The sequence below is a fragment of the Pectobacterium parvum genome, from assembly GCF_020971565.1.
In the GTDB taxonomy this organism is placed as follows: domain Bacteria; phylum Pseudomonadota; class Gammaproteobacteria; order Enterobacterales; family Enterobacteriaceae; genus Pectobacterium; species Pectobacterium polare.
Map to the genome: position 1 here is coordinate 1616156 of NZ_CP087392.1, position 24183 is coordinate 1640338.

Below are 24183 nucleotides of genomic sequence, written 5' to 3' on the forward strand. Positions count from 1 at the left end.
CGGAACAGAAAATTCATTTCTGGATACGGTTGTTTTATCTGTACGACATTTCCGGCTGCACACCTTTTATCGATAACGCTATTTTCAGAGGCTGCTCGCCTGTCTTTATGGACAGCTGTCTTCAAGTTTACATAAAAATTCGCAGCGGATCACAATAATCAACATTTATTTTATTTTTACGTTAAGTGGAATATTCATTTCATATACTGTAATCCGATGTCAGCCGTTTGTCTCCTCAAAACCCACAAAGGTGTAAACATGGAAACCGTATCTAACTTCATTCAGGGGGCGATTGCCTCCAGCAACAGCCAACGCTACGCCGCGGTGTATAACCCTGCGACGGGCGAGCAGATTCGCCAGGTTGTGATGTCTGATAAGGCGGAAGTCGAGCAGGCCATTGCCAGCGCGGCGGCGGCATTCCCTGCGTGGTCAAAACACTCTCCGCTGCGCCGTGCGCGCGTACTGTTTCGTTTCAAAGCACTGCTGGAAGAACGCATGGATACGCTGGCCCGGCTGATTTCACAGGAGCACGGCAAGGTCTATTCCGATGCCGTGGGGGAGGTGACGCGCGGTCTGGAAGTCGTTGAATTTGCCTGTGGTATTCCCCATCTGCAAAAAGGTGAACACTCGGCGAATGTCGGTACCGGTGTGGATAGCCATTCACTCATGCAGCCGCTCGGCGTGTGTGTCGGGATTACACCGTTCAACTTCCCGGCGATGGTGCCAATGTGGATGTTCCCGATTGCACTGGCGACCGGCAATACCTTTGTGCTTAAGCCGTCGGAAAAAGATCCGTCGTTCTCGCTGCTGTTAGCGCAACTGCTGAAAGAGGCGGGTCTGCCGGACGGCGTGTTTAACGTCGTTCAGGGTGACAAAGAAGCGGTGGACATCCTGCTGACCGATCCGCGCGTACAGGCGGTGAGTTTTGTGGGATCAACGCCGGTGGCGGAATACATTTATCAGACGGCGTCGGCACATGGCAAACGCTGTCAGGCGCTGGGCGGGGCGAAAAACCACTGCATCCTGATGCCGGATGCCGACATGGACATGGCTGCCAGCGCGATCATGGGCGCGGCCTTTGGCGCGGCAGGCGAACGCTGCATGGCGCTGTCGGTGGTGGTGGCTGTCGGAGATGACACGGCGGAAGCGCTGCATCAGCGGCTGAGCGCACAGATCAAAGCAATGCGCGTCGGGCCAGGTCTGGTTGACGGGCAGGAAAATGAAATGGGGCCGGTGATCAGCGCACCGCACCGGGCGAAGATTGCCGACTATATTCAAAGTGGCGTCGATCAGGGCGCGACGTTGCGCATCGATGGCCGCACGCTGTCTGTACAGGGGCACCCGCAAGGCTACTTCATCGGGCCGACGCTGTTCGATAACGTCACGCCGGAGATGAAGATCTATCAGGAAGAAATTTTTGGCCCGGTGCTGTCCGTAGTGCGTGTGCCGGATTACCAGACGGCGGTGACGCTGATTAATAACCATGAATACGGCAACGGCACCGCTATTTTTACCCGCGATGGTGAAACAGCACGCCAGTTCTGCGAAGAGGTGCAGGCGGGCATGGTCGGCGTGAACGTACCGATTCCGGTGCCGATGGCATTCCACAGCTTCGGCGGCTGGAAGCGCTCCATTTTTGGGCCGCTGAACGTTCACGGCAACGACGGCGTGCGCTTCTACACCCGCATGAAAACCGTCACCAGCCGCTGGCCCGCCAGCGTCCGTCTGGAACACCACACCAGCAGCTTCGTCATGCCCACACTGGAGTGAGGATTTGACCGCTAACGGGTGATGAATGGCGTGCACTGGTTTTGCTCTTCCGGCGTCAAAAATTATGCTGAGGTAGGGGACACCGCCGAAAGAGCGACAGGGATGTCGTGAAAGCCAGTGCCGCGAAGGGACCGCGTCACTGGCGGTTCGGATGACGGTGACACATACCGAAGGGCCCGCGTAGCGGCATAATTTATCGCCATAAGCCTGGGTTCTCAGGGCGGCGGCGATTGAGCGCCCTGAGTCGGGCGCGTGCGACAACGTAGCATAAGAATGGCTAAATTATCGCGCACGAAATGCTCGCTGAATATACATAGTTCATTATAGAAATCAGATCCTTATTTAAGGAGTAGATCAATGGATACGTGTCGCATCACCATGGCGCAGGCGCTGGTCAGGTTTCTCAACCAGCAATACCTCAGCGTAGACGGTGAAGAATCCCCCTTTGTGCAGGGCGTCATGACCATTTTCGGTCACGGTAATGTGCTGGGCATCGGTCAGGCGCTGGAGCAGGAGGCGAATCGTCTCACCGTGCATCAGGGGTGCAACGAACAGGGAATGGCGCATATCGCCGTCGGATTCGCTAAACAGCACAAGCGGCGGAAAATCTATGCGGTGACCTCATCGGTGGGGCCGGGGGCGGCAAATATGGTAACTGCGGCGGCGACCGCCACTGCCAACCGCATTCCGGTGCTGTTGCTGCCTGGCGATCTCTTCGCCTGCCGCCAGCCAGATCCGGTATTGCAGCAGGTCGAGCAGTATCACGATCTGTCGATCAGCACCAATGACTGCTTCAAACCCGTTTCCCGCTATTGGGATCGCATTAATCGCCCTGAACAACTGATGAGTGCGCTGATTAACGCCATGCGCGTGCTGACCGATCCGGCTGATACCGGCGCGGTGACGCTATGTTTACCGCAGGATGTGCAGGCGGAAGTCTGGGATTATCCGGCATCGTTTTTCCGTAAGCGCGTCCATCACCTCGAACGACGTCCGCCGGATGCGGCACGACTGAGTGAGGCGGCAGCGCTGATTGCGAAAAAGCGTCGTCCGATGCTGATTTGTGGCGGCGGTGTCCGTTATTCCGGCGCACATGATGCGCTGGCGCAGTTTGCCGAGCGGTTTGCGATTCCGTTTGGCGAAACGCAGGCAGGCAAAGGTGCGATTGTGTCATCACATCCGCTGAACTGCGGCGGTATTGGCGTGACGGGCGGACTGGCGGCGAATCGGCTGGCGCACGAGGCGGATCTGATTATCGGCGTCGGGACGCGTTTAACCGATTTCACCACCGGTTCCAAGTCGCTGTTTCAGAATCCGAACGTTGAATTTTTACTGCTCAACGTTGCCGAGTTTGATGCACTAAAACTGGATGCGCTGCCCCTGATCGCTGATGCGCGTGTCGGACTGGAGGCGCTGGCTGAACGGCTGGAGACGGTATCGTATCGCAGCGGCTGGCAGCAGACTGTCGAGCTGGCTCGTGCGGAATGGGAACGCGAGCTACAGCGGCTGTTTACCGTGCAGGATAACAGTGAACTGGTGCCAGAAGTGGTGGATGGTCTGGAAGACAAGCTGGATGAATACCGCCAGATGTTGAATACCCACCTGACGCAAACGCGCGTGCTGGGCATATTGAATGAGGATCTGGAAGACAACGCGATTGTGGTGGGTGCGGCGGGCTCGTTGCCGGGCGATCTACAGCGCATGTGGCAGGTAAAAACGCCGGACAGCTATCATCTGGAGTACGGCTATTCCTGCATGGGATACGAAATTGCTGCGGCGATTGGTGCACGCCTTGCGGCACCGCAGCAGCCGGTCTATGCGATGGTAGGCGACGGTTCCTATTTGATGCTGCATACCGAACTGCAAACGGCGGTGCAAGAGGGCATAAAAATCACCGTACTGCTATTCGATAACGCGGGCTTTGGCTGTATCAACAATCTGCAAATGAGTCAGGGAATGGGCAGCTTCTGTACGGAAAACCGCTACCGCGATGCGGAATCGGGGCAGCTGCGCGGGGCACTGATTCCGGTAGATTTCGCCAAGAACGCGGAAAGCTACGGCTGCAAAGCGTGGCGGGTGCATGATGAAGCCTCGCTCAGGCAGGCGCTGACGGAATCACGCCAGCATTCTGGGCCCGTGCTGCTCGACATCAAGGTACTGCCGAAGACCATGACGCACGGCTACGAATCCTGGTGGCGCACCGGCACGGCACAGGTTGCCGACAACCCAGAGATCGAGGCTGCTGCCAATAGCGTGAAAGCCGCGCTCTCGCGCGCACGGCAATATTAGGTGATCTCCCCTTAGTGGCTATTTCTGAGTCACAAATAATGTCGGGACGTAAGTGGGATTTGGGCGTTACTCGGCGTAAAAATTATGCAGCGGTGGGCGTGAGCATCGAGTGAGCGGCATGGATGCCGCGAAAGCCAGTGCCGCGTAGGGAACGCGTCACTGGCGGCTCGAATCGTGCTCATGAACACCGATGGCATCGCGAAGCGACATAATTTAGCCGGAAGCCTGGGTTCGCAGGGCGGCGGCGACTGAGCGCCCTGCGTCGGGCGCGTGCTACGAGGTAGCATGGAATAGCAGTATTGTAGCGCACGAAACCTTCTCCTCGTTCGCATAAAATTTGACGAAGGGACAGCCTGTGCAGATGACGTTTGCGATCTTTAGTGCTGCCTAATATTGCCTCTATATTCCCAAATCTAACTGAAACATTCATTTCATTTTCAAACCGTAGTTTCATTTTCTCTCCTATTGCGTTCCTGTGCTGCTTCGATCCGCTGACAGCCTTGTATACCTCCACAGACGTACTCATACGATGTGTGATTGGGGTTGCAGAAAACAGCGAAGATGTCATGAAAATGTTAACTGACACGCAAAAATATAATTTTCAATTTATACAAAATTGAAATAAATGTTTTATTTTACCTATCGGGATTCGCGGTAAAGAGCGGGTGATGATGGGGCTGGGGAGAATGCGACTAGCCGTTATCCGTCACTTTTTCAGTCTGGCATTAAACGCCACTCAGGCAGCAAGGGAGCACCTATGTTTAACATCGCTTTACTGGGCGCGGGCCGCATCGGTCAGGTCCATGCAGTGAACATCGCGGCACACAAAGAAACCAACCTGTACGCGGTGGTCGATCCCAACCCAGCCAATGCCACGGCGCTGGCCGAACGCTACCACACCAAAATACAAACCGTGGATGAGGTCATGAACGATCCGGCGGTACACGCCGTCCTGATTGCCTCCGCGACCGACACGCACGCCGACCTGATTGAGCTGGCCGCCAAACATGGCAAAGCCATTTTCTGTGAAAAACCGGTGCATCTGGATATTGCTCGCGTTCGCGATTGCCTGACCGTCGTCAAACAGCAGAACGTGCCGTTGTTTGTAGGCTTCAACCGCCGTTACGACCCGCAATTTCGCCGCGTCAAAACGCTGGCTGGTGAAGGCCGCATCGGCAAGCCGGAATCTCTCCTGATTATCTCCCGCGATCCGTCGCCGCCGCCTGCTGAGTACGTCCGCGTTTCCGGCGGCATGTTCCGCGACATGACGATCCATGATTTTGATATGGCGCGTTTTATTATGGGCGAAGAGCCGGTGTCGGTCTTTGCGCAAGGCAGCAATCTGGTCGATCCGGCGATTGGTGAAGCGGGTGACATCGATACCGCGTTTATCGTGCTGAAATTTGCTTCTGGTGCGATGGCGACCATCGTCAACAGCCGCCGTTCTGGCTACGGCTACGATCAGCGCCTCGAATTGCATGGCGCGAAGGGCGTGCTCAGCGCGGGGAACATCCGCGAAAACGTGGTCGAGCAGTGGACTGACGACGGTTGTCTGGCGGCGAAACCCGAATACTTCTTCCTGCAACGCTATCACGCCGCCTACGCGGCAGAGTGGCAGCACTTTGTCGATGTACTGAATGGCCGCACGCAGCCGGAATGCTCCGGGCTGGACGGTGAGCGTGCGCTGAATCTGGCGGATAAAGCCTTTGAATCACTGGCTCAAGGCAAGGAGGTCGCCGTGTAACCCTATCGGCACACGTTTTACCTGCTTTCAACCCTACACCCATACTCATAACAGAAGCAGAGAAAAGACATATGAAAAAGATCATCAGCGTTTCCGCAATCGCCATCGCACTGGGTCTGTCTGGTTTTGCTCAGGCCCAAAATGAACAAATCGTTTTCAGTACGCCGAATCTCGCTATGCCGTTTGAAGTACATATGCAGCGCACCGCCGTTAAAGCCGCCAAAGAACTGGGCGTGAATTTGCAGGTGCTGGATGGGCAGGGTAGCTCACCGAAGCAGGCCGCCGACTTGGAGAATGCCATTACGCGTGGGGCACAGGGCTTTGTTGTATCGCCGAATGATGTCAATGCGGTGTCCAGCGCGGTTACCGATATTCAGGATGCCAAGCTACCGGTGGTGACGCTGGATCGTTCGGTAAAAACGGAAAAAGCGGTGCCGCACTTTGGTGCCAATAACTATAAAGGCGGTCAGGCGATTGCTGACTATGTCAAAACCAAATTCCCAGATGGCGCAGCGATCATTCTGCTGACCGGTCAACCGGGTTCGTCTTCTAACATCGAGCGTACGCAGGGGATTCGCGACAGCCTGAAAGCGGGCGGGAGCAAATACCACATCGTCGCGGATCAGACGGGGAACTGGATGCGTTCCGAAGGGATGCGCATCGTGGAAAGCGTTTTTCCTTCGCTGCCTAAACGCCCGCAGGTGATCCTCTCTGCGAATGACGACATGGCGCTGGGTGCAATTGAAGCGTTACAAGGGCAAGGTCTGAAACCCGGCGATGTGATGGTAACCGGCTTTGACGCCGTACCGGAAGCGCTGGCTCGCGTACGCGACGGTTGGCTGGCCGTGACTGCCGATCAACGTCCGGGCTACGCGGTGACCACCGCGTTGACGCAGTTGACCAATAACATCCGCAGTAAAGCGCCTATCACCGGGGCAGACTACCAACCGACCATGATTACCAAAGATAACCTGAACGATGCTGAACGTATTGGCGAAGCGGGTAAATAAGTCGTTTTCTACGTAATCAATAAAGGTATTCAGCAGGCCGCGTCCGCGCGGCCTTGCGGGAGGAAGGTAAACATGACGGAACCCCTACTGAACATTACCAATCTGGCAAAGAGCTTCTCAGGCGTTTGGGCGTTGAGCAACGCGCAACTGACCGTACAGCCGGGAGAGATTCATGCGCTATTGGGAGAAAACGGCGCGGGTAAATCGACGCTGTTGAAGGCGCTGGCAGGGGCGCAGCCGCAGACCAGCGGCGACATCTGGTTTGGTGGCGAGACGCTGTTACCGCTCGAATCGCCCGTTGAGCGCCAAAAGCGGGGGATTATCACCATTTATCAGGAGTTTAATCTGCTGCCCAATATGAGCGTGGCGGAGAACATGTTCCTGGGACGCGAGCCGCAGAGCCGCGGTGTATTCGTGGACGCGCTGGCGGTGAATCGCGAGGCGAAAGCGGTACTGGATTATCTGAAATTGAACATTACGCCGACGACGCAGGTGGCGCGTTTGAGCGTGGCGCAGCAGCAGATGGTGGAGATTGCCAGAGCGCTGACGCTGAACGCCAAACTGATTGTGATGGACGAACCGTCGGCGGCGCTGAGCGACAGTGAAGTCGACAGCCTGCACCGTGTGGTGCGCGAGCTGAAAGGGCGTGGCGTGAGCGTGGTGTATGTCACGCACCGGCTGCACGAAGTCTTCCAACTGTGCGATCGGTTTACCGTATTTCAGGACGGCCGTTACACCGGTTCCGGCGACGTCGCCAGCACGAATGTGCAGGAGATTATTCGCCTGATGGTCGGCCGTGACGTGGTGTTTAACCGCCGTCCACCTTCGGAAACGCATCATCAGGATAAGCCAGTACGGCTGGCAGTGAAGGGCTTAAGCCGGGAAAAACCACCGCTGGATGCGCACGGCATCGCGCTGAAGGACATCAACTTCCAGGTGCATGCGGGCGAAGTGCTCGGTATTGCCGGGCTGGTGGGCGCAGGACGTACGGAAATCGCGCGCTGCCTGTTTGGTGCCGACGCGTTCTCTACCGGTGAATTTGTGCTGGATGACGCCCCCTATCATCCATCTACGCCGCTGCATGCGCTGTCGCAAGGCATTGCGCTGGTGCCGGAAGACCGCAAGAAAGAGGGCGCGGTGCTGGGGTTGTCGATCAGGGAAAACATCTCGCTTTCCAACCTCTCGTCGCTGATGCGCTGGCGTTGGTTTGTCGACACCCGTAAGGAGGACGACCTGATTGAGGCCTACCGTCAGGCGCTGCACATCAAGATGGTGAACAGCGATCAGGAAGTGCGCAAACTGTCGGGCGGTAACCAGCAAAAGGTGATTCTTGCCCGCTGTATGGCGCTGAACCCCAAAGTATTGATTGTGGATGAGCCCACGCGCGGCATCGATGTCGGCACCAAGTCCGAAGTGCATCAGGTGCTGTTCGATATGGCGAAACGGGGCGTCGCCGTGATTGTGATTTCCTCCGACCTGCCGGAAATCATGGCGATTTCCGACCGCATTATCACGCTCAGCGAAGGGCGGATTAGCGGGGAAATTCATGGCGATGACGCCACAGAAGAAAAACTGATGACGATGATGGCCATTTGCCACGACGCATTACACGCAGCATAACGGAGGTGACGCATGTCCCAGCAGCCGCTTTCTAAGAGCATTACGCCGTCCAATCCGCGTGGACGTTTTGACCCCATTGCCTTTTTTGAACGCTTTGGCGTGTTTATTTTCATGATTCTGCTGCTGATCTTCTTTCAGTCGCAGAACAGCAATTTTCTGTCCGAGCGCAACATCACCAACATCCTGACCGAAGTCTCCATCTACGGCATCATGGCCGTGGGGATGACGTTCGTTATTCTGACCGCCGGGATCGACCTGTCCGTCGGCTCGATTCTGGCAGTGTGCGCCATCACCGCCGCCTCGGTGATTAAAGGCGACAACTTCACCACCGTCGATCCGGATGCCTGGTACGGCTTGAGCTGGCTGGTTGCATTGGGCGTCTGTCTGGCGATGGGCACCTTCATTGGTTTCCTGCATGGTTTGGGTGTCACCAAACTGCGTCTGCCGCCGTTCATCGTCACGCTGGGCGGGATGACAATTTGGCGCGGGTTAACGCTGGTAATGAACGACGGCGCGCCGATAGCCGGCTTTGACCCCGGCTATCGCTGGTGGGGACGAGGCGAGATCCTGGGTATTTCGGTGCCGATCTGGATCTTCGCACTGGTCGCCTTACTGGGTTATCTGGCGCTGCATAAAACCCGCTGGGGTCGCTTCGTGTACGCCATCGGCGGCAACACCGAAGCCGCGCGACTGGCTGGGGTGAACGTGCAGCGTGTACTGGTCAGCGTCTACGTCGTGATTGGCTGTCTGGCAGGGCTGGCGGGCTTCATTCTCAGCGCCCGTCTCGGTAGCGCAGAAGCGGTCGCGGGGATCACCTTCGAGCTACGCGTCATCGCCTCGGTGGTCATTGGTGGCACCTCGCTGATGGGCGGCTACGGCCGGATCAGCGGCACGATTATCGGCTCGATCATCATGGGGATCCTGATCAACGGACTGGTATTGATGAATGTATCGGCCTACTACCAGCAGATTATCACCGGGTTAATTATCGTGCTGGCCGTGGCGTTCGACACCTACGCCAAGAGCCGTCGCGGCGCTATCTAAGCCGCACCCGTACCGACTCTCTTTTCGCACCGAGGTGGATATGAAGGATGTACGCATTGGGTTAATCGGCACCGGCTATATCGGTCGTGCGCATGCCATCGCCTACGCGCAGGCACCGACGGTCTTCCCGCTGAAAGGCAATCTGGTGAAGGCGATGCTGGCAGAAGTGTCGCCGGAGCTGGCAGCCCGAAAGGCGCAGGAGTTTGGCTTCCTGCGCTCAACGGGGGACTGGCGTACGCTGGTGGCAGACCCAGACATTGACGTGGTGGATATCTGTGCGCCGAATTTTCTGCATAAGACGATGGCGATGGCGGCTATCCAGCACGGCAAGCACGTTTACTCAGAAAAACCGCTGGCGCTGAACGCGCGTGATGCCCGAGAAATGGTCGACGCCGCGCAGCAGGCCGGCGTGAAAACGCTGGTGGGCTTCAACTACATGAAGAACCCGACCTCACAGCTGGCCAGAGAGATTATTGCCAGCGGCGAGATTGGCGACGTAGTGCATTTTTACGGCACGCATAACGAAGATTATCTGGCCGATCCGAACAAACCGGCTGACTGGCACTGTTTCAAAGAAGCGGCTGGGCTGGGCGCGCTGGGGGATCTGGCAGCGCATATCGTCAACATGGCGCAGTATCTGGTGGGCGATATCGCCAGCGTCTGCGGTGACCTGCAAACGGTGATTGCGCAGCGTCCGACGGCACTGGGCAGCAGCGAGTTCGTGCAGGTGGAGAATGAAGATCAGGCGCATGCGATGGTGCGGTTTGCCAGCGGCGCACGCGGTGTGATTGAAACTTCACGCATCGCCTGCGGCCGCAAAATGGGTCTGACCTACGTGGTGACCGGTACGAAAGGTACGCTGAGTTTCACGCAGGAACGCATGGCAGAGCTGAAGCTCTATCGGCATGACGAACCAGCGAATCGACAGGGATTTAAAACGCTGCTGACCGGGCCACAGCATCCTGACTATGCGGCTTTTTGCGCCAGCGCTGGACACGGTATTGGGTTTAACGATCAGAAAACGGTAGAGGTGCGCGATCTGATCGACGGTATTGCGGCTGACGTCCCTATGTGGCCGGATTTCGAAGAGGGCTGGAAAGTCTCGCGAGTTCTGGATGCGATCGTGCAGTCACACGAAACAGCGCGCTGGGTGAACGTGGACGAGGTGGGCTAATACGCCAGCTGACGTGATTTCTTCTTTTTTGCAGGATTTTTTACAGGATTGACCGCTATGAATAAGGAAAAGACGTTTGATGTGATTTGCATGGGGCGCGTTGCTGTCGATCTGTACGGGCAGCAAATCGGCGCGCGTCTGGAAGATATGGGCAGCTTTGCCAAGTATCTGGGCGGGTCGTCCGGCAACGTGGCTTACGGCACTGCGCGACAGGGGCTACGTTCTTCTATGCTGGCGCGGGTGGGCGACGAGCATATGGGGCGCTTCCTGCGTGAAGAGTTGAATCAGGTCGGCTGCGACACCAGCCATTTGATTACCGATAAGGAACGTCTGACGGCGCTGGTGCTGTTGGGCATCAAAGATCGCGATACCTTTCCGCTGATTTTCTACCGCGACAACTGCGCCGATATGGCGATTTCGCCGGAGGATTTCACCGAGGATTACATCGCGTCGTCACGCTGCCTGGCGATTACCGGCACGCATCTCTCTCACCCTAACACGCGTGAAGCGGTGCTGACGGCGCTGCAATACGCGCGGCGCAACGGGGTGAAGACGGCGTTGGATATCGACTACCGTCCTGTGCTCTGGGGGCTGACATCGCTGGGCGATGGCGAAACCCGTTTTGTTGAAGCGCAGGCGGTCACGGAGCAGTTACAGCAGGTGCTGTCGCTGTTCGATGTGATTGTCGGCACTGAGGAGGAGTTCCACATTGCGGGCGGCAGTACGGATACCTTGCAAGCGCTACGCACGGTGCGGCAGCACACGCAGGCGGAACTGGTGTGCAAACGCGGGGCGCTGGGCTGCTCGGTGTTTAGCGATGCGATTCCTGACCATCTGGATAAAGGCATCACGATCAAAGGCGTGCGCGTGGATGTACTGAACGTGCTGGGGGCAGGAGATGCGTTTATGTCCGGCCTGCTGCGCGGCTACCTCAACGGAGAAGGCTGGGAAAAAGCCTGTGCGTACGCCAATGCCTGCGGCGCGCTGGTGGTGTCACGCCACGGCTGTGCACCCGCGATGCCAAGTAAGATCGAACTGGATAACTATTTAGCCCGCGCGGCAAGCGTCCCGCGTCCCGACTTGGACGAAGAGCTTAACCATCTGCACCGTGTTACGACGCGCCGTAAACAGTGGCATGAGCTGTGCGTAATTGCATTCGATCACCGCAGCCAGTTGGAAGACATGGCGCTGAACTGCGGCACAGAAATCAGCCGTATTCCGGCACTGAAAAAGCTGATTCTGCGTGCCAGCTATGACGCGGCACAGCAGGCAGGGCTGGACGGCAAAGCGGGTCTGCTGTGCGACGGCACGTTCGGACAGGATGCGCTGAATGACATCACCGGAAAAGGCTGGTGGATCGGCCGACCGATTGAGCTGCCGGGATCGCGTCCATTAATGATGGAGCGCGGCAATATTGGCTCACAGCTGGTGAGCTGGCCGCTAGAGCACGTAGTGAAATGTCTGGTGTTCTTCCACCCGGAAGATGCCCACGCGCTGCGGCGCGAGCAGGAAATGAAGGTGATGGAGGTCTATCAAGCCTGTCGCCAGTCCGGCCATGAACTGCTGCTCGAAGTCATTCTGCCGGCGGGGATGCCACACAGCGATGCGCTCTATCTGCGCGCGATTCAACGCTTCTACAACCTCGGCGTACGGCCTGACTGGTGGAAACTGCCGCCGCTGTCCTCCGAAGGCTGGGCGCAACTGACACCGCTGCTGGCCCAGCGCGATCCTTACTGTCGGGGCGTGGTGATTCTTGGGCTAGATGCACCGCTGGAAACGTTGCAGCAGGGCTTCAGCGCCGCCGTGGGCTTCCCGATTGTGAAAGGCTTTGCCGTTGGTCGCACCCTGTTTGCCCAGCCTGCGCAAAAATGGCTGCGTAACGAGATCGACGACGCCGAATTGATTGAGCAAGTTAAACATAACTACCTGCAACTGATCGCCGTCTGGCGTCAGCGCGGCTAACCCATTTCTGTGCTCTAAATAATTCGAGTTTCAGGAAGGCGGCAAGAGAAGGAGTCCCGATGAGCTTACTCAGGTAAGTGATTCGGGTGACTGAACGTAGCCAACGCACATGCAACTTGAAGTATGACGAGCATATCTATTTGAATAAGGGACATAACATGACCGTTCAACTTGGTATTAATCCACTCACCTGGACCAATGACGATCTGCCTTCTCTGGGCGCGGACACCCCGCTGGAAACCTGTCTGAGCGAAGGGCGGCAGGCGGGTTTCGCCGGTTTTGAATTAGGTAATAAATTTCCGCGTCAGGCCAGCGTGCTGGGACCTATTCTGCAAGCGCACGATCTGCGCTTAGTCTCCGGCTGGTACTCCGGCGAACTGCTCACTCGTTCAGTAGAAGAAGAGATTGAAGCGGTGCAGGGGCATCTGGCGTTGCTGCGCGACCTCGGTGCGACGGTGCTGGTGTTTGCCGAAGTCACGGGCGCGATTCACGGCGACCAACAGAAAGCGGTCCATCTGCGCCCGCGTTTCCCAGAAGATCGCTGGCCGGAATACGGCAAAAAGCTAACCGAGTTTGCGCGTTATACGCAAAGCCAAGGTGTGCAGATTGCCTATCATCACCATCTGGGCACGGTGATTGAAAGCGCGCAGGACGTGGACAATCTGATGGAACATACCGGGCCGGAAGTCGGGCTGTTGCTGGATACCGGTCACCTTACGTTTGCGGGTGCCGATCCGGTGGCGGTAGCGACGCGCTGGATTAACCGCATCAATCACGTTCACTGCAAAGACATTCGTCCAGACGTGCTGAAAGACGTGAAAAACCGCAAGACCAGTTTTCTGGACGCGGTGCTGAGCGGCGTCTTTACCGTACCGGGCGATGGTTGTGTCGATTATCCAGCGGTGTTCAACATCCTGAAAGCCCATAACTACAGCGGATGGCTGGTGGTCGAAGCGGAACAGGATCCGGCTGTCGCGCATCCGCTGACGTATGCGACGCTAGGCTACAATAACTTGCAGCGTTTCGCCCAGCAGGCGGAATTGATCTGATTCGTGGTGATATCCCCGCATATTCATGCTGCCAGCAGACCAACGTGCAGGCAGCTTGAGGTAGGGGGGAGATAAGGAGGCAAAAGATGTCCCGACTGTTATCACGCCATCGTACCCCTGACGAACACGGGCGTACGCAGCACATCACACCGGAAACGGCGGGCTGGCGATACGTGGGGTTCGAGGTCTATCAACTGGCACCGGAACAAGTGCTATCTCTGCCCGCCAGCGATAGCGAACGTTGTCTGGTGCTGGTCAGCGGCAAGGCAACGGTGGTCACGCCGGGTGAGCGCTTCGAGCAGATTGGCGACAGAATGAGCCCGTTTGAGCGCAGAAAACCCTATGCGGTTTATGTCACGACGGGCGAGACGATTACGGTGACGGCGCACACGGCGCTGGAACTGGCAGTTTGCGCCGCTCCGGGGTTCGGCACGCATCCGACACGACTGATTGCCCCGCAGGATATCGACGCCGAGCAGCGTGGTGTCGGCAATAACCAGCGCTATGTACATAATATTTTGCCGGAGGACAAAGCGGCCGACAGCCTGCTGGTGGTCGAAGTGTACACCGATGAAGGCTGCACCAGCTCTTATCCCAGCCACAAGCACGATGTCGATAATCCGCCGCAGGAAACCTATCTGGAAGAAACCTACTACCATCGTTTGAACCCAGAACAGGGATTCTGCCTGCAACGAGTCTATACCGATGACCGTTCATTAGATGAATGCATGGCGGTCTACAATAGGGACGTGGTGCAGGTGCCGCGCGGCTATCACCCGGTTGCCACTATCGCAGGCTATGACAGCTACTACCTGAATGTGATGGCCGGCCCGACGCGCCAGTGGCGTTTCACCTGGGAAGCCGATCATCAGTGGATCAACAGCCCCGAGTATGCGAATAAGCATAGGCAGGGATAGCAATAATCGTATTGCCGCAAGGCGATAGTGAACGTATCTGGCATAGCGCCTCTCTGTTTTGCGGGGCGTATGCCAGTTTTACGTTTGGTCAGTGCATTTTCTCATTTAAACCTACCGTTTCTATTGGGCTACTCGTTATATTGCCTCGCAAGCATCATAAGGAATGACGGTAAGGGATTCATGGATGACATAAAAATCTCTGCGTTAGCGGAGGCTGTTGCTGAGGCGATAAAGGATATTGTTTATAACGCGATAACTGCTGGCCTGATGAAATCGGTGACCCCAGCAGTATTTTTTACGGCAGGTTCTCCCGGTGCTGGCAAGTCTGAATTGATTAACCAAAGGCTCCGCGTTTTTTCTAATATTCTGGTGATAGATGCTGATGAGTTTCGACGGCTATTGCCTTACTACGAAGAAACCAATGCGCCACTCTTTCAGCGTGCAGCATCGAATCTTGTTGAATATGTCTACATGAAAGCGACAGCCGAAGGCTTAGACATCATCATGGATTCAAATTTTGCGAGTTTTAAGAACGCTGAGTTCAATCTCTCTCTGGCTTTAGGTCGTGGTTATTTAACGGCTATTGATTATGTCTATTTGGATCCTGCACTCGCTTGGGCGTATGCCAGACAGCGAAAGCGTAAGGTACCGTTGAGTGTACTAAAGAATAATTTCATGACGTGTCGCTCGACGATTAAGAAGGTGTTGAAGGATGAACGATTTATAGGAAGGGTACAGGTGACGGTGTATTACCGTGAAAAAGACTTTACGCAGCCCAATAAATTTAACGTTACTCGTATCAGAAATATTAAAACAGAGACGGAGTTTTTGAACTCGCATCGCTGTCCCTACACTAAACTTGCCCACCTTAATGTCATCACTGTATAATAAATATCCAGATTTAAGGAGCGATTATGTCATCAAAATCCGAAGCCATACGGGAGAGAAATGCGTTTTCTCTTGCCGATCTCTATGGTGAAGACATTTCCCCTGATGCCGCAGATGCTGACATGGCTGCCTTCGAACGTTCTATGGATGATATGCTCCCTGCATTACTTTCCGCTAATGCAGAGAAAACGGATCTCACCACCGATTCGCTGAGAAAAAAACCTGCCGTTGCAGCTAAAACTGATGAGACTGCCTTAGTGGAACATATTGTTTTGGTAGAAAGTTCAGGAATGCACGGGGATAGTGAAACAAGGCGTCGACGGAATAAACCGGTATTCTCTTCCAGATTCAAAAGTAAGTGATAAATCGGCTTCACATCAGAAGCCGATTTCAATTCACCAAACCACAATACCATTCTATTTCTAGATTACTCTACTTCTAGCGTCGTTCCCGCCATTCCAACGTGCCTGCTTTCAAATAGCCAATGTGGCTGGCCATCAGTTCGGCTTCCTGTTCGCTGTGCGTGACTAAGAGCGCGGTTTGTCCGGCGTCGCGCAGGATGTCGCGCACTTCCTGTCCCAGTCGTTTGCGGCTGTCGGGGTCGAGGCTGGATAGCGGTTCGTCGAGCAGCAGCACGGCGGGCTGCGGAGCCAGCGCCCGTGCGAGTGCAATACGCTGCTGTTGTCCGCCGGACATTTCATGCGGATAGCGCTGTGCCAGCGAGACAAGATCGACCAGCTCAAGCATGGCGCGGACGCGCGACTGCTGAAGATCCTTCGGCTGTTTTCTCAGGCCAAAGGCAATATTCTGCTCGGCGGTCAGATGGGGAAACAGCGCGTAGTCCTGAAACACCATCCCAACGTTGCGTTGTTCCGGCGGCAGATGCACGTCTGGACCGGCCACACAGCGTCCGCCGACGTGAATCGTTCCCTGAGTCAGGTGCTCAAAACCCGCAATCGCGCGTAAAGCCGTGGTTTTACCGCATCCTGATGCGCCCAGCAGACAGGCCAATTCACCAGCGGCAACTTCCATGGAAAAACCGTTCAGTACGTGATGAACATTATGCTTGTGCCCGTAGGCGACGTGGACATTATTCAGAACGAGTGTAGCCTCAGACACCTTGACTCTTCCTCATGATTTTCATTCTTTCTCAACCGACGTTTTTAGCTGACTGCGAGCCAGCAGCACAACGGGCAGCGTACCCGCCAGCACAATCAGCAGTGCGGCAATCGCGCCTTCTTCGTAGGTGCCTCTGGCGGCTTCGGCATACAGAACGGTCGCCAGCGTTTCGAAATTGACCGGCCGCAGCAGCAGCGTGGCGGGGAGTTCTTTCATCGCGTCGGCAAACACCAGCAGCGCACTGGTCACCAACGCCGGACGCAGAAGGGGAAGGTGCACGCGGAAAAAAGTGACGAATTCACTTTCGCCCAGCAGACGCGATGCCTGTTCCATCACCGGGGGAATGCGCGTCAGCCCGGCATCAAGTGCACCAATCCCAATCGCCATAAAGCGAATTGCGCAGCAGACCACCAGCAGGACACCGGCGGAAAGCAGCGGCAATCCCTTATAGCCTATCAAGTCGGCGAGGAAATTATCCGTCGCCATGCCGGGCGTCAGCATGCCAATCGCCAGCACCGTACCGGGCACGGCATAGCCCAGCGAGGCAATTCTCAGTAGGGTGCGGCGGCGTTCTGGTGAACGATCATTGATAGCTGAATGACGGGCATACCACGCAATAATCAGGCTGACGAACGTGACGACCAGCGTGACGCCAACGGCCAGCAGAAGCGAGTTCTGCAATGACTGTATCAGGCCAGCGGAGATCGTCACGCTATCACCCAGCCGTTTGGCGCTTTCCCATGCCAAAAAGAGGGCAGGGGCGATGAAGCCGAGCAGGATAGGCAACGCGGTCGCACAGGTTGCCAACCAGGCGCGTACACCTTTCAGCGGTGTGGGCATGATGCCGCGCATCTGTCGGCTGGTACCGTAGCGCTGATTTTTCCGGCCGTAATACTCCAGCGTCAGCAGCAGGATAACGACCGTCAGCATTGTGCAGGCAATTTGTGCAGCGGCGGGTAAATCCGAGCGGGTGACCCAGGTGGTGTAAACCGTCACGGTCAGCGTATTGACCCCAAGGAATTCAGAGGCACCAATATCATTCAGCGTTTCCAGCAAGGCCAGACTGGTGCCGACGGCTAATGCAGGGCGCGCCATCGGCAGGGCGACGTGCAGGAAGGTGCCCGTGGCGCTCAAACCCAGCGTGCGAGCGGCTTCCAGCAGGTGTGCAGGCTGGCTGATAAACATCGCGCGCATAGTCAGATAAACGTATGGATAGAGCACCAGCCCGAGTAGCAGAATCGCACCCGTCATGGAGCGCAGATCCGGCAGGCGGAACTGACGCGGACTGTCGTAGCCCAGCACGCTGCGAATAGCTTCCTGAATCGGCCCTATAGGATGCAGCAGATCGAGCCAGGCAAAAGCGACAATATAGGTTGGCATCGCCAGCGGTAGCAGCAGCGCCCAGCTAACGAACTGTCTGCCGGGGAAATCAAACGCGGTCACCAGCCAGGCGCAGCCTGCGCCAATCACCATGACGAGTGCGCCGACGCCGACGAGCAGAATGAGCGTGTTGAGTGCGGCATCGGGCAGCACGTAGCGCATCAGGTGATCCCAATGGCCAACACCCGCGCCAGCCGCTAGCCAAAGCAGGGAAACCAGCGGAGCCAGTACGCCGAGTGCAATGATGACGGCAGCGATGCGAAGCGGAGAAAAAAAGAGGCGCGGCCGCCCGAAGGCGCCGCGCATGGTTGACGAACCGGTCTTATTGATCGAATCCAACTTTATCTACCAACTGACTGGCCTGTTTACGGAATTTAACGATGTCGGTCAGCGGAGTGCTATCCACATTAACTTCACCAATCGTGCTACCAATGGTGGAATCCAGCGTGACGCCTTTGCGAACCGGATATTCGTAGTTTGCCTGAGCGTAGATCTGCTGAGCCGGAGCGGAGACCAGATATTCCATCAATTTCACGGCCTGATCTTTATGCGGAGCATGACGTGCAACCGCTGCACCGCTGATATTGACGTGTGTGCCGCTATTTTCAAAGGTAGGCTGAACAACTTTGATGGCATCGCCCCATTTACGGGCATCGGTGCCTTCTTTGGCGTTCTTCATATGGCCGACATAATAAGAGTTCGCCAGACCTACATCGCAGATGCCGCCGAGGATATCGCGCGCCACGTCACGGTCACCGCCAGTCGCTTTACGTGCCAGATTGTCTTTCACACCGCGCAGCCAGGTTTCGGTTTTGGCTTCGCCGTGGTGGGCAATCATTGCGGCAACCAGTGCGGTATTGTAAGGGTGTTGACCTGCACGGATACACACTTTGCCTTTCCATTTCGGATCGGCCAGATTTTCATAAGTAATGCCAGTCAGCGGCAGTGATTTTTCTGCATAGAGCACGCGAGAGCGCATTGACAGACCAAACCATTGGTTATCTTTGTCACGCAGCGCCGCCGGGATAGCCTCGGTTAATGCACTGGACTGAATTGGTTGTGTAACACCGGCTTCTACCAGATCGATCAGGTTACCGGCATCAACGGTCATCAGCAGGTCAGCCGGTGAGTTTTGGCCTTCTGCCTTCACTCGCTCCAGCATGCCGTCCTTGATGAACACAGTATTGACTTTAACCGACGTCTCTTTGGTGAACGCATCCAGCAGCGGCTGAATCAGGCCGGGCTCACGCGTGGTGTAGAGGGTCAGAGAGTCATCTGCGGCAGCAGCGGGCAGTGCATAGGCAACCATTAGCGATGAGGCTAGCGTCAGCAGGCGCGCTTTTTTGCGCAGAACAGACAGCGTTTTTGACATGTTGTTATCTTCTCCAGAGTGAATGTGGGGCTAAATTAATAAAATAAGGAGATATTTTCTGCAGGTGACAAAAACTATATATGATAATCACTCTTGTTTTCAATCTCATTAAGCTGCGCGATCCGCGATCGTGATGAGGGTCAACATACGGGCTCATCGGGAGAAAGCGGCTGCGTTATTTTTCAGCACGTTGATAAACATAGCAGTGATTGATTATGTTGCGTGAGGCGAGCGCTATGGCGTCTGGCTTTCGGCCAGCCTGCTGATATGCATGGTCAGCCAGGTAAGCTCTTCTTTCGGCAAGGCCATTTGGTATTTTTCCTGCACGTAATCCCTGATGGCCCAGGAAATCGCCATCGCGTCAGGATAGTGTTTCAGCAGTTCCTGATAGAAGTCGTCTGTGCGTCCCGGTGCGATTTTGCGGGCAATTTGAGAACAGCCAGATCGTCGGGCTGCATAGTGATGTGAATACCACGTCGTTCAAGGTCGCGCTTTTTTCTTCACGGATACCCGCGGTGGTAAACGGGTGACGGTGGATACTGTCGATCTCATTAAAGGTCAGCCAGTAGCGCACCAGATCCTTATAGCGATCGAAGCAGACATTGCTGAAGCATACGAAGGCATCCAGCACGTTGCAGTGCACCCAGCCATTGTATTTCTCACTCAGCGCCACCAGCGGTACGATGCCGTGCTTGCGCATCTCGCGGAACAGATCGTGCCGACTTGATGGGTAAGTGTGATGGCAATGGCAGAATGGAAGGCTTAGCCTGACGAAGGCGATGCATTTCAAGCATGTTGAATAAAATATGACGCTTTTTAACCGATTATAAACAACAGAGAGTAGGTCGGCTCGCAGAGTGAAAATGGACAGACGAAAGGCGAAAAACGCGTATGACTTCTATAGTATGGAGAGATTGTCTGTTTGCATCAATGATAGGTTGATGTAAGCCACATATTAGTTAATTTATTGTTTTTTCTAAAATATGCAAAATTGGGATCTATTGCTATGACTGATAATTTGCTTTCTCACCTCTCGAACGCATTACGTTCAGAGGATTCCTTCGAGGGGCTCGTTCGCCAGTTATTGGTCATGCTGGAGCTGGTCACCGATCTGGAATCGACTTACCTGACGCAGGTTGACACCGAAGCGGGTTTCCAAAATATCCTGTTTGCTCACAACACGAAAACGCTCAACATCCCTGAAGGGGCCTCGGTTCCGTGGCATGACACGTTGTGCAAGCGTGCGCTGGACGAAGGGCAAAGTTACACGCCTAATGTGGCCGAATGTTGGGGGGATTCGCAGGCGGCGAAAGCGCTGGGTATTATGACCTATGCCAGTACGCCGGTACGCATGGAGGACGGGCAGTTGTATGGCACCCTCTGTGCCGCGAGTTCCTACCATAAGCCGCTGACAACCAAGGGTGAACAGATCCTGAGTTTATTCGCACAGCTTATTGCTCAACAGGTGCAGAAAGAGTGGCTGGTGCAGCAATTGACGGCCGCCAATGCCGCATTACATGAATATTCTTACACCGATTCACTGACCGGATTGCTTAACCGTCGGGGCGTGTTTTACTCGCTTGAAACGCTGTTTTCTCAGGCAAAAAACGACCATCAGCGGGCGCTCATTGTTTTCATTGACCTCGATGGTTTTAAGAAAATTAACGATCAGTTCGGCCATGAAGCCGGTGATATCTTCTTGCAAGACGTTAGTCGACGTTTGCTCATGTGGGGTAACCCAGGTGATGTTGTCGGGCGTCTAGGTGGTGATGAATTTGTTTTTGCCCGCATGGTAAATATTGCGCCGGGAGAGAATGAGCGTGTGATTGCTTCCTTCAGGGATGACATTACGCCCTTGTTGCAGGGGAACTATTCGCTCGGTATGGTCAGTATTGAATATTTGGGCGCAAGCATGGGGATCGTCACGGCAGCTCCTTCCGTCGAGGAGCCTGATGGCGTGATTCGCCGGGCTGATGCTGCAATGTACGCCAATAAAATCACGCGAAAAAAAGATCAAACCCGCGCTTTTGAGATCATCGCAGCATAATCGTAAATACCTATGCAGAGGTAATCATTATCATCTGCTCATCAGGCATCTTTGGTGGCATCCAGAGTGAGTTTGCCATCTTCTAAATGAAGTTTGGTGGAGGAAAGAAGTTCAAACAGGCGGTTGAACGGATCGGCGTCTTTGCCTGATTCCCCAGTCATAAAGTTGAAGTCCATTTCTATCAGGTACTTCAGACGTGGTACATAGCCTTCCGGTGCCTGCGCTTGTTCGATCAATGGCAGACTCTCATGGTGATCTAACACCATTTTGAAAAATTCGGTTTGTTTAAACTCGCCGCGACTCCACTCCAGTTTGCTTTGTGCTATGGCCATCGTGCGCCACACTTGCTCCTGGTCATAAGCCTCGCTCCAGGCCGCGCGCCGCTCATTCACCGTAAAGGTTCCGCTGTCGTCATAGGTAATCAGCGCCAACTGTTCACGAGACAGGCCTTTGAAGGGGTTACTTCCTTGACCATTGGTATACGCTGTAGCTTGTTTCGCTCTAGCTAATCGCTCGGGGTCATCGCTATTGGGGACTTCCGCATCGTGGGTTTTTCTGTTGTTGGCGTAATTCACTCCGAGAATTTCATTATGCGCACTTTTGGCTTTGGCCGCCAATGCATTGCGATCGTTTGTTGCATCTCTGGCTTCGGCCCTGACGGCGGCGTCGCTGAGCTGTTTTGCCAGCGTTGTAATGCCGATATTTTTTTTATTTGAATAACCATCAGACACTGTAGACGCGGACTGTGTGCCTTCGGATACGTTTTCCTGCTTTTTTATCGAGCGACTGTCATTGGTGGACTGCGCATCTGCCACCGTACTTTTTGAAAGGCCATTGAAGTTAATCATTCGTTCTTCTCACTCGTTGTGATTAAGGGGTAAGTAACGACTCATGTTGCTTACCTCTATTCATAAAAAATGTCTGAGTGGTTGCTCAGCTATTTTTCAATACGGGTGTTATCTCATGGTAATTTCTACATCTGAGTCGTGAGTATTGACGTTGGCATACGTCACCCTCAGGTCACAGCGTGCGCCGTTGCTAGGCGTGGTGCTCTTAGTCCATTGGGGGATTTTATTTCCCAACACATACTTCACAGTATACGTCATATCAAACTGGCAAACTTTGGCCCCAACTTTGTAACGAACATGCATTGAACCGACGTCACTGATTGGATTGGAGATCGTATATTGATTTGAATTCCCAGATTTGACGAATTCACTCGGTGTAGGTGACGCATTCGCCTGTGAAAAAACTTCTGCTGTCGTCGTTGGCGAAAAAATGGCATCCGGAGCGCTTGATGCACCAAGATTCTTAAAGGTGACATTAAATTTCGGGCCCGCATTAGCAGCTGCTGATGCAAAAAGGGCTGTCATGAACAGCGAAGACAACAGAATATTGCTTGATTTCATTTGAAAAAACTCCATGTATTTTCATCTGTGACCACAGTCTTTTTATTCTTTCTATCCTACTACGCGGAATACGACGCTGTGTGCTGTAGTCGTAAACGCAGGCAGACCGCGTGATTTGATAATAGATCGGCATTATATAAAAAATGTTTAAGTATTTATCGTTATTTTAATAGCTATTTATAGGCTTTAAAAGTATATATAATTTCTATTATTAATTTACGCATGCTAATAATATTCATTATAATTATTCATTTACACTCTGCTTCTCCAGAATGAGATGATGGTGTTATACGAACCGCTATAGACAGGCTCTCATTACTGAATGATATGCTTTCTGAGTTAGCGAACGATGCGGATAAACAGCGTGGAGATACCTATGGTTGCCGTTGGCAAGCTGGTATTGCGGCATGAATGGCTATTTTGAATAATCGAAGAATAGGGTACAGGGGCGCTTGTTAAGTCAAAAGACATCCAGCGCCTATTTTTTTAATAAGTACGGGTACTAAAGGTAACGATTAAATCATTCGAACTGCGGAAAAATCGATACACGGGCAGCTTGAATAGTGATTAAACTATATTGCTTTACCAACCGCAGACGTTAGTCTCTTCATCCGCATCGTAACCACGTACGATATTAACCAGCTCTTTTACCGCTTCAGCCGAAATTGTCTTGTCATTTAATTCTTCGACCGTAGAGATATTTTTATCAACGGAGACGCCATTATTATTATTAGTTACCGTCAGCAGAAAACCTTTTTTATTTTCTCTGGTCGACGGCAGCTCGTTGAGTAGTTCTACAACTGCACCTGCGGCGAAATCAGGTACATAAAAAGCCATCGGTTTAAGATAGACTTTTTCTGCTTTCTCCTTATTGTCGCGGTTCAACAATGTTAATGAATATCCTTTGTTTTCACTTGTCATTATGTTTACCTCAGCCTTCTATCAGAATTTTTGGATCGACATAAAAATCCACGTTAAATAGCGTATCATTAGACAACGCTTCGATTCTGTGCCATTTTTCTGGCGGGAATACGCCAAACTGCCCGGCTTCGATAGTCAGCATTTCGACGGGCTCAGGGCTTGTCTCATCGGCGTAGCCATAATAACGAATCGTCCCTTGCATTACGCACAAGCGCGGATAAACGCCTTGTCGTGTCCCTGCATCCAAATGGCGCTGCCAGATAGATGCCGGTGCAGTTTCCTTGGTCCAAAAAGGCGTGGTACGGGTATGAACATAATTCGCTGGTATAACAATTCGTTCCATGTTTAAACCTCATGCTTTACCCGGCCACATTGCAGGGCAGGAAGGAAAAACCATATAGTGCATATCATATACCTCTTTTAATGTTTGTGAATTATTTTCTGCTAATTAATTTTTTACAATACCGC

At 54.1% G+C, this 24183-nt stretch carries 21 protein-coding genes and 1 pseudogene; 13 read left to right on the plus strand and 9 right to left on the minus strand.

The genetic code is table 11. From position 1 onward, the window contains the following. Positions 1 to 258 precede the first annotated feature (258 nt). The 12 genes from LOZ86_RS07230 to LOZ86_RS07285 all read left to right on the plus strand — a co-directional run bounded on the left by LOZ86_RS07230 (position 259) and on the right by LOZ86_RS07285 (position 15829). The gene (locus LOZ86_RS07230) at positions 259 to 1770 is read left to right on the plus strand and encodes a CoA-acylating methylmalonate-semialdehyde dehydrogenase (RefSeq protein WP_039487674.1); all 1512 of its coding nucleotides are present in this window, start codon (positions 259 to 261) and stop codon (positions 1768 to 1770) included. 357 nt (positions 1771 to 2127) lie between these two features. Beyond that, on the plus strand, positions 2128 to 4059 hold the full coding sequence (iolD, locus tag LOZ86_RS07235) for a 3D-(3,5/4)-trihydroxycyclohexane-1,2-dione acylhydrolase (decyclizing) (protein WP_039487672.1): 1932 nt from the start codon (positions 2128 to 2130) through the stop codon (positions 4057 to 4059). A gap of 757 nt (positions 4060 to 4816) precedes the next feature. Then, positions 4817 to 5803, plus strand: a complete 987-nt coding sequence (iolG, locus tag LOZ86_RS07240) for an inositol 2-dehydrogenase (protein ID WP_039487671.1) — start codon at positions 4817 to 4819, stop codon at positions 5801 to 5803. Positions 5804 to 5874: 71 nt separating this feature from the next. Beyond that, complete coding sequence (locus LOZ86_RS07245; protein ID WP_039487669.1) at positions 5875 to 6813, plus strand: substrate-binding domain-containing protein; 939 nt, start codon at positions 5875 to 5877, stop codon at positions 6811 to 6813. A gap of 72 nt (positions 6814 to 6885) precedes the next feature. After that, entirely contained in the window at positions 6886 to 8433 is a 1548-nt protein-coding gene (locus LOZ86_RS07250) for a sugar ABC transporter ATP-binding protein (protein WP_111778860.1), read from the plus strand. Between the two features lie 12 nt (positions 8434 to 8445). Further along, positions 8446 to 9477, plus strand: coding sequence for an ABC transporter permease (locus LOZ86_RS07255; protein WP_010281439.1), 1032 nt, complete (start codon positions 8446 to 8448; stop codon positions 9475 to 9477). Positions 9478 to 9517: 40 nt separating this feature from the next. After that, entirely contained in the window at positions 9518 to 10651 is a 1134-nt protein-coding gene (locus tag LOZ86_RS07260) for a Gfo/Idh/MocA family protein (protein WP_039487665.1), read from the plus strand. A gap of 57 nt (positions 10652 to 10708) precedes the next feature. Continuing rightward, positions 10709 to 12613, plus strand: a complete 1905-nt coding sequence (locus LOZ86_RS07265) for a bifunctional 5-dehydro-2-deoxygluconokinase/5-dehydro-2-deoxyphosphogluconate aldolase (protein ID WP_039487663.1) — start codon at positions 10709 to 10711, stop codon at positions 12611 to 12613. 158 nt (positions 12614 to 12771) lie between these two features. Then, positions 12772 to 13662, plus strand: coding sequence for a myo-inosose-2 dehydratase (gene iolE / locus LOZ86_RS07270; RefSeq protein WP_230243025.1), 891 nt, complete (start codon positions 12772 to 12774; stop codon positions 13660 to 13662). Positions 13663 to 13748: 86 nt separating this feature from the next. After that, positions 13749 to 14579 (plus strand): 5-deoxy-glucuronate isomerase, encoded by an 831-nt coding sequence (gene iolB / locus LOZ86_RS07275; RefSeq protein ID WP_039487660.1) that lies wholly within the window; start codon positions 13749 to 13751, stop codon positions 14577 to 14579. A 180-nt stretch (positions 14580 to 14759) separates the two neighbouring features. Continuing rightward, entirely contained in the window at positions 14760 to 15467 is a 708-nt protein-coding gene (locus LOZ86_RS07280) for a zeta toxin family protein (RefSeq protein ID WP_052012117.1), read from the plus strand. Positions 15468 to 15493: 26 nt separating this feature from the next. Further along, positions 15494 to 15829: a hypothetical protein gene (locus LOZ86_RS07285; protein WP_039487659.1), complete on the plus strand. Its 336-nt coding sequence runs from the start codon at positions 15494 to 15496 to the stop codon at positions 15827 to 15829. A gap of 76 nt (positions 15830 to 15905) precedes the next feature. Here the strand turns inward: LOZ86_RS07285 and LOZ86_RS07290 are convergent, their stop codons facing one another. The 5 genes and pseudogenes from LOZ86_RS07290 to LOZ86_RS07310 form a co-directional block, all read right to left on the minus strand. After that, positions 15906 to 16586, minus strand: a complete 681-nt coding sequence (locus tag LOZ86_RS07290) for an ABC transporter ATP-binding protein (protein WP_039487658.1) — start codon at positions 16584 to 16586, stop codon at positions 15906 to 15908. Positions 16587 to 16607: 21 nt separating this feature from the next. Next, positions 16608 to 18305 carry an ABC transporter permease gene (locus LOZ86_RS07295; protein ID WP_039487656.1) on the minus strand — a complete coding sequence of 566 codons (1698 nt, stop codon included), beginning with the start codon at positions 18303 to 18305 and terminating at the stop codon, positions 16608 to 16610. Next, positions 18289 to 19338 carry a Fe(3+) ABC transporter substrate-binding protein gene (locus tag LOZ86_RS07300; RefSeq protein WP_039487655.1) on the minus strand — a complete coding sequence of 350 codons (1050 nt, stop codon included), beginning with the start codon at positions 19336 to 19338 and terminating at the stop codon, positions 18289 to 18291. Before LOZ86_RS07300 ends, LOZ86_RS07295 begins: the two co-directional genes overlap by 17 nt. Before the next feature lie 234 nt (positions 19339 to 19572). Further along, positions 19573 to 19695, minus strand: a complete 123-nt coding sequence (locus tag LOZ86_RS21505) for a PRD domain-containing protein (RefSeq protein ID WP_230243026.1) — start codon at positions 19693 to 19695, stop codon at positions 19573 to 19575. A gap of 130 nt (positions 19696 to 19825) precedes the next feature. Then, positions 19826 to 20053: pseudogene (locus LOZ86_RS07310) on the minus strand (family 1 glycosylhydrolase); the annotation flags it as partial. A gap of 291 nt (positions 20054 to 20344) precedes the next feature. Between LOZ86_RS07310 and LOZ86_RS07315 the strand changes: the two are divergent. Further along, positions 20345 to 21385, plus strand: coding sequence for a sensor domain-containing diguanylate cyclase (locus tag LOZ86_RS07315; protein ID WP_039487649.1), 1041 nt, complete (start codon positions 20345 to 20347; stop codon positions 21383 to 21385). Positions 21386 to 21426: 41 nt separating this feature from the next. On the opposite strand, the gene LOZ86_RS07320 is transcribed toward LOZ86_RS07315, so the two are convergent. The 4 genes from LOZ86_RS07320 to LOZ86_RS07335 all read right to left on the minus strand — a co-directional run bounded on the left by LOZ86_RS07320 (position 21427) and on the right by LOZ86_RS07335 (position 24058). Beyond that, positions 21427 to 22233, minus strand: a complete 807-nt coding sequence (locus LOZ86_RS07320) for a hypothetical protein (RefSeq protein WP_039487647.1) — start codon at positions 22231 to 22233, stop codon at positions 21427 to 21429. Between the two features lie 108 nt (positions 22234 to 22341). Beyond that, positions 22342 to 22794 (minus strand): hypothetical protein, encoded by a 453-nt coding sequence (locus tag LOZ86_RS07325; RefSeq protein ID WP_039487680.1) that lies wholly within the window; start codon positions 22792 to 22794, stop codon positions 22342 to 22344. A gap of 582 nt (positions 22795 to 23376) precedes the next feature. Continuing rightward, positions 23377 to 23715 (minus strand): DUF1869 domain-containing protein, encoded by a 339-nt coding sequence (locus LOZ86_RS07330; RefSeq protein WP_039487646.1) that lies wholly within the window; start codon positions 23713 to 23715, stop codon positions 23377 to 23379. Between the two features lie 10 nt (positions 23716 to 23725). Then, positions 23726 to 24058, minus strand: a complete 333-nt coding sequence (locus LOZ86_RS07335; RefSeq protein ID WP_039487645.1) for a TehB family protein — start codon at positions 24056 to 24058, stop codon at positions 23726 to 23728. Positions 24059 to 24183: the final 125 nt, after the last annotated feature.